This is a genomic window from Agromyces binzhouensis (genome assembly GCF_004135055.1).
GTDB lineage: Bacteria > Actinomycetota > Actinomycetes > Actinomycetales > Microbacteriaceae > Agromyces > Agromyces binzhouensis.
Genome location: NZ_SDPL01000188.1, coordinates 1 through 5,815 on the forward strand (window position 1 = coordinate 1; position 5,815 = coordinate 5,815).

The 5,815-nt window shown below is 71.5% G+C and carries 5 protein-coding genes; all 5 read right to left on the bottom strand.

Translation table 11 applies throughout. From position 1 onward, the window contains the following. Positions 1–994, bottom strand: a 994-nt coding sequence (locus ESO86_RS10200) for a glycoside hydrolase family 3 protein (RefSeq protein ID WP_277985225.1), incomplete at its 3' end; no start/stop codon positions are given. Continuing rightward, entirely contained in the window at positions 991–1,908 is a 918-nt protein-coding gene (locus ESO86_RS10205) for a carbohydrate ABC transporter permease (protein ID WP_242492314.1), read from the bottom strand. The genes ESO86_RS10200 and ESO86_RS10205, both read right to left, overlap by 4 nt. Continuing rightward, positions 1,905–2,903 (bottom strand): carbohydrate ABC transporter permease, encoded by a 999-nt coding sequence (locus ESO86_RS10210; RefSeq protein ID WP_129234799.1) that lies wholly within the window; start codon positions 2,901–2,903, stop codon positions 1,905–1,907. The genes ESO86_RS10205 and ESO86_RS10210 overlap by 4 nt, the downstream gene beginning before the upstream one ends. 161 nt (positions 2,904–3,064) lie before the next feature. Next, positions 3,065–4,330, bottom strand: coding sequence for an extracellular solute-binding protein (locus tag ESO86_RS10215; RefSeq protein ID WP_129234800.1), 1,266 nt, complete (start codon positions 4,328–4,330; stop codon positions 3,065–3,067). A 71-nt stretch (positions 4,331–4,401) separates the two neighbouring features. Continuing rightward, a complete protein-coding gene (locus ESO86_RS10220) occupies positions 4,402–5,595 on the bottom strand; it encodes an ROK family transcriptional regulator (RefSeq protein ID WP_422836486.1) in 1,194 nt (397 codons plus the stop codon). Positions 5,596–5,815: the final 220 nt, after the last annotated feature.

Here is a 5,815-nt window from a genome sequence, read left to right on the forward strand (position 1 = left end):
GCCCGCGAACCCGGGCCGCGGCATCCGCCACGCGCTCCGGGGCCAGCCGGCCCGAGGCGACGGCGTCGGCGATCGCCTGCGCGATCCCCTCCATCTGCTCGCCCGTGTTGTCGGTGCCGATGCACAGCAGGTCGCAGCCGGCGGCGAGCGCGAGCACGGCAGCCTCGGGGATGCCGCGCCCGCCGCTCGCCCCGGCCATGTCGAGGGCGTCGGACACGATGACGCCCTCGAACCCGAGCTCCCCGCGGAGCAGGCCGTGCAGGATGCGGGGAGACAGGGTGGCGGGGTGCTCCGCGTCGAGCTGCGGGAGCAGGATGTGGGAGGTCATGATCGAGCGCGTCCCGGCCGCGATCGCGGCGCGGAACGGCGTGAGCTCGCGCTCCTGCAGGGCCTCGAGCGGCAGGTCGACGACCGGGAGCGCGAGGTGCGAGTCGGTGGCGGTGTCGCCGTGCCCGGGGAAGTGCTTCGCGCTCGCGTCGACGCCCGCCGACTGCACGCCCTCGACCCACGCCGCCGTGTGCCTGGCGACGAGGCCGGGTTCGGCGCCGAAGCTGCGCACGCCGATGACCGGGTTCTGCGCGTTGGAGTTGATGTCGGCGTCGGGCGCGAAGGTCATGGTGCACCCGACCGCGACGAGCGCCTCGCCCACCGCGCGACCGACGGCGCGGGTCAGCTCGAGGTCGTCGATGCGACCGAGCACCGCGTTGCCGGGATACGGCGCGCCGCGGTCGGAGAACAGGCGCGTGACGTCCCCGCCCTCCTCGTCGATCGCGACGACCGCGAGCGGGTTCGCCGCGCGGAGCTCCGCCGTGAGGCCGGCCAGCTGCGCGGGCGAGACCACGTTCGAGCCGAAGACGCACACGCCCCCGAGGCCCTCGGCCAGCAGGTCGAGCAGCCACCCGGGCGCCTCGGGCCCGGCGAACCCCGGCAGCAGGGTCGTGAGGATGTCGCGGCGCAGGCCCTGCCCGTCGCCGCCCCGGATCACGTCGTTCATCCCTTGACCGCTCCGCTCACGAGTCCGCTCGTCATCCGGCCCTGGACGATGAGGAAGAAGACGATGACCGGGATCGCCATGAGCGTCGAACCGGCCATGATGGCCGCCCAGTTGGTCGTGCCGTTCGCCACCAGGAAGGTGCGCAGCCACACGGGCAGCGTCATCATCTCGGGTCGGGCGTTCAGCACGAGCGCGATCACGAACTCGTTCCACGCCTGGATGAACCCGAAGACGCCGGTCGCGACGAGGCCGGGGGCGAGCAGCGGGAACGTGACCCGCCAGAAGGCCCCGGCCCTGGAGCATCCGTCGATCATGGCCGCCTCCTCGAGGTCGGCCGGCACGCCGTTGACGAAGCCGCGGAGGGTCCAGATCGTGAACGGCAGCACGGTGGCGACGTAGACGATGGTCAGGCCGATCAGCGTGTTCAGGAGGTGCCATCCGTCGATCACCCGGAAGATGGAGACGATCATCGCCTCGCCCGGGATCATCTGGATCACGAGGATCATGACGATGAACCCGCGCCGGCTCTTGAACCGGAACCGCGTCACCGCGATCGCCGCCAGGAACGCGAAGACCAGCGCGACGACCACCGTGGTGAGCGTGACGACGAGCGAGTTCACCGCGGCCGGCGCGAACGGGGTGCGGCCCGGATCGAACAGCACCGTGGCGTAGTTGCGGAGCGTGAAGTTGTCGGGCCAGAAGTGGATGTCGGAGCCCCGGACCTCGTTGTTCGGCTGGAACGAGGTGTTCACCATCCAGTAGACCGGGAATGCGAACAGCGCGAACAGCACGACCGACAGAGCGCTCCAGAGTGCGGTCGAGAGTCGGTTGCGGGCTCCGCGACGGCGCGGGGCGAGGTCGCGGGAGGCACCCGCGCGCGCGGCGCGCGGTGCGGTGGCGGTGGTGGCGCTCACAGCTCCTCCTCCTTGATGGTCTGTCGGACGTAGTAGAGGGAGACGGTCATCAGGATGATCGCCGTGATCACCGCGATCGCACCGCCGGTGCCGAAGTCGCCGCCCGCGATCGAGACCTGGTAGATGTACACGCCGAGCGTATTGGTCAGGGCGCGGATGCCCCCGATGTCCTGCAGCGCGAAGATCTGCGTGAACACCTTGAGGTCCCAGATGATCTGCAGGATCGTGGTGATGAGGAAGATCGGCTTGAGGTACGGGAACGTGATCAGCCGGAAGCGCTTGAACGCGCCGGCCCCGTCGAGCTGGGCCGCCTCGAGCACCTCCTCGGGCACCTGGGTGAGGCCGGCGTACAGGGTGAAGGCGACGAACGGGACGGCGCCCCAGACGATGATGATGCCCGCGACGAGGAAGAAGCTGAGCGGGTCGATGAGCCACGAGTGCTGGCGGAACTCCTCGAGGCCGAAGCCGTTCACGAGGACCGAGTTGATGATGCCGTAGTCGGTGTCGAACATCCAGCCCCAGACGATGGTCGCCGACAGCGGCGGCATCGCCCACGCCAGCAGCATGCCGATCGAGAGCAGGAGCCGGAAGCCCTTGGGCAGGCGCTGCAGCAGGAGCGCCATGAGCGTGCCGAGGACCATCGTGGACACGACGCACACGGCCGCGAAGACGAGGCTGCGGCCGAGGACCTCGTAGAAGGTGGGGTCCGTGAGGACGTCGACGTAGTTCTCGAACCAGACCCAGGTGGGCGGGGCGCCGAAGACCTGGGCGCGGCCGAACTCCTGCATCGACGTGATGAGCAGCTGGATCAGGGGCCAGCCGACGATCGCCGCGAGCACGAGCGAGGCGGGAACGAGGAGGGCGTAGGGGGTGAGGCCCCCGGCACGGCGGCTGAAGCGACGTCGCTTCGGCGGCTCGACGGGCGGCGGCGTGACGATGCGTTCGCCGTCGACCGCGCTCACGGCCGGGGGGAGGCCGGTGTCGGTGGTGGTCATGTGGGGCTCCTGCGTCTGACGGCGAGGGTGTGGATGCCGCGGGCGTGGCCCGCTCATGGTGCCGGGCCGGCAGCGTGTGTGGGGCACTGCCGGCCCGGGGCCCGGTGGGGAGTCGGTGCGGCCGCGTCGCGTCGAGGGCGCGGCCGCACCGTGGGGAGGGACTAGCCGTTGAGGATGTCCTCGATCTGCTGGTCGGCCTCCTCGGCGAGCTGGGCGACGTCGCCGCCCTGCGCGATGTTGACGAAGAGGTCCTGCAGGATTCCGGCAGCCTCGACGTCGGCCCACTTCGGCGAGGCCGGGGTGAGCTTGGCGTTGCCGGCCGCGGCCGAGATCGCCTGGGCGACCTCGTCGGTGCCGACCGTGTCGCCGAGCGAGAGCTTCGCCGGCACGAGGCCGTTCTCGCCGTAGATCGTCTGGAACTCGTCCGAGAGGATGATCTTCAGCGCGTCGAGGGCGAGCTCCGGGTGCTTCGTGTTGGCGGAGATGCCGATGTTCGACCCGCCGGCGAAGACCTGGGCCGCGTCGCCGTCAGCGCCCGGGAGCGCGTAGACGCCGAGGTTCTCCTCCTGGTCGGGGCAGCCGGGGGTCTCGGCGTCCTCGGGGGCGAGGATCGACCACTTGACCCAGGCCGGAGCCGCGAGCTGCAGCGACGTGCCGTCGCAGAAGCCGACCTGCGGGTTCGACTCGTTGGCGTCCTTCGGGGCGCGCGAGGCCTCGGTCATGACCTTCTGGACCATCTCGAGGCCCTCGATCGACTCGGCCGAGCTGAGCTGTGCGTCCCACTCCTCGCCGTCCGGCACTGCGACCTCGCCGCCGGCCTCCCAGATGTAGGGCAGCGCGGCGTACCAGTTCTGGCCGGGCCACCAGACACCCGACTTGCCGGGGTTGTCGTTCGCGAGCTGGATGGCCTGGTCGACGTACTGGTCGAGCGAGGTCGGGACCTCGATGCCCGACGCCGCGAAGGCGTCCTTCTTGTAGAAGACGAGCGAGGAGCCGGAGTAGAGCGGCGCCGCGTAGAACTTCTCGTCGTACGAGCCGACCTCGACGAAGCCGGGGAGCAGGTCGTCGCCGCCGAGCTCGTCGTAGTGGTCGGTGAGGTCCATGAAGGCGCCCGCCGAGGTGAAGGCCGGGGCCTGCGTGTTGCCCACCTCGACGACGTCGGGGCTGTCGGAGCCGGAGAGGCTCGTGGTCAGGCGGTCCACGAGGCCGTCCCACGACTGCTCCTCGATGACGAGCGTGGAGCCGGGGTGCTCCTCCTCGAAGGTCTCGACGAGCAGCTCGCGCGCCGCGTCGGGGGTGTCGGTGCCGACGAGCCAGACGCGGATCTCCGCGCCCTCCTCGGAGGCCGCGTCGCCTCCGGTGGTGGCGCACCCGGCGAGGGTCAGCGCAGCCGCGGCGCCGAGCGCCACGATGCCGAGGTTCCTCATTGCGTGGTTTCCTTTCGTAGGGGGAAGGTGGGAGCGGGGGTGCTGCCACCCGTGGTGCAGGGGGTTGGGGCCTAGGAGACCCCGAGTTGGCCGGAGAGGACCATGACGGCCGCCCCGCGCAGGACGATGTCCTGCCCGTGCGCGGTCATCCGGAGCCTCAGTTCCCGGTGGTGTTCCGTCATCGTCCGGTTCCGGACCGTCTCGACGGCCGCCTCGAGCAGCGGGCCGTCAAGCAGTTCCGTCGGTCCGCTGAGGACGACCTCGGAGAGGTTCAGCGCACCGACGACGGGGGCGAGCACGATGCCGAGGCGTCGGCCCGCTTCCCGCAGGGTCTCTTCGCGAGCGGATGCCGCGGCGTCCGCGTCGCCGAGTCGTTCGAGCTCGGCGGTGAGTCGGGGCACCGCGAGCCAGGCCTCGAGGCAGCCGTGCTTGCCGCACGCGCATCGCGGCCCGCCGTCGGTGCCGACCACGACGTGGCCGATCTCGCCCGCGGCGCTGCCGGCGCCGAGCACCGGTCGGCCGCCGATGATGAGTCCCGCGCCGACGCCGTGGCCGACCTTGACGAGCACCAGGTCGCCCGGGGCGCCGGCGTGCTCGGCGAGGACGGCGACGTTCGCGTCGTTGGCGACGTGCACGGGCAGGTGGAAGGCGGCCTGCAGCCGCTCCTGGAGGGGCAGGTCGGTCCAGCCGAGGTTCGGGGCGGAGCGGACGACGCCGTCGGGACCCACGACGCCCGGCGAGCCGACGCCGATGCCGAGCACCGGGGAGGTGGTGAGGGCGAGCAGGCCGTCGAGGAGCTCGGTGACGAGTTCGACCGCGCGTTCCCCCGTCGCGCCGTCGAGGGCGACCTCGGCCCGGGCGACGGTCGCGCCGTCGAGGTCGAGGACGGCGCCGCGGAAGCGGGTGTGCTCGGAGAGGTCGAGGGCGACCACGTGGTGGCCGGTGCGGTCGATGTCGATGAGCGTCGCGGGCTTGCCGGGGCGGGCGTCCTCGCGCTGGCCGAGTTCGACGACCAGGCCCTCGCCGATGAGCTCGGCGACGAGGTCGGAGATGGTCACGCGGGTGAGCCCGGTCTCGCGGGCGATGTCCGCACGGCTCTGCGCGCCCAGGGTGTAGAGCGTCTGCAGGACCAGCGAGCGGTTGTGGCTGCGGGCGTGCTCGGGGAGCACCTTGCCCGAGGTGCGCAGCGCGCGGCCTGCGAAGAGCTGGCCCGCGGCGGCCGTCGGGCTCGCGTGCCCTGCCGGGCGCTCGCTGCCGAGTGCGATGCCTGCGGGCGCCTGCCCGGGTGCTGCTTCCGTTGCCGTCACGTTTGTTAGTAGACCTTACGAACAAACTCGGCGCAACCCCTGCGACGAAATTCGTTCAGGTTCTTTACAAACTCGTGACCTGACGGTGGCGGGCCCCGTGCCTCGACGACGGTCCGCTCAGCGCCGCGCGGCGTCCGTCCGAGCGGCGCCCGTCTCGGCGCGCGCCGAGCGCTCGCCC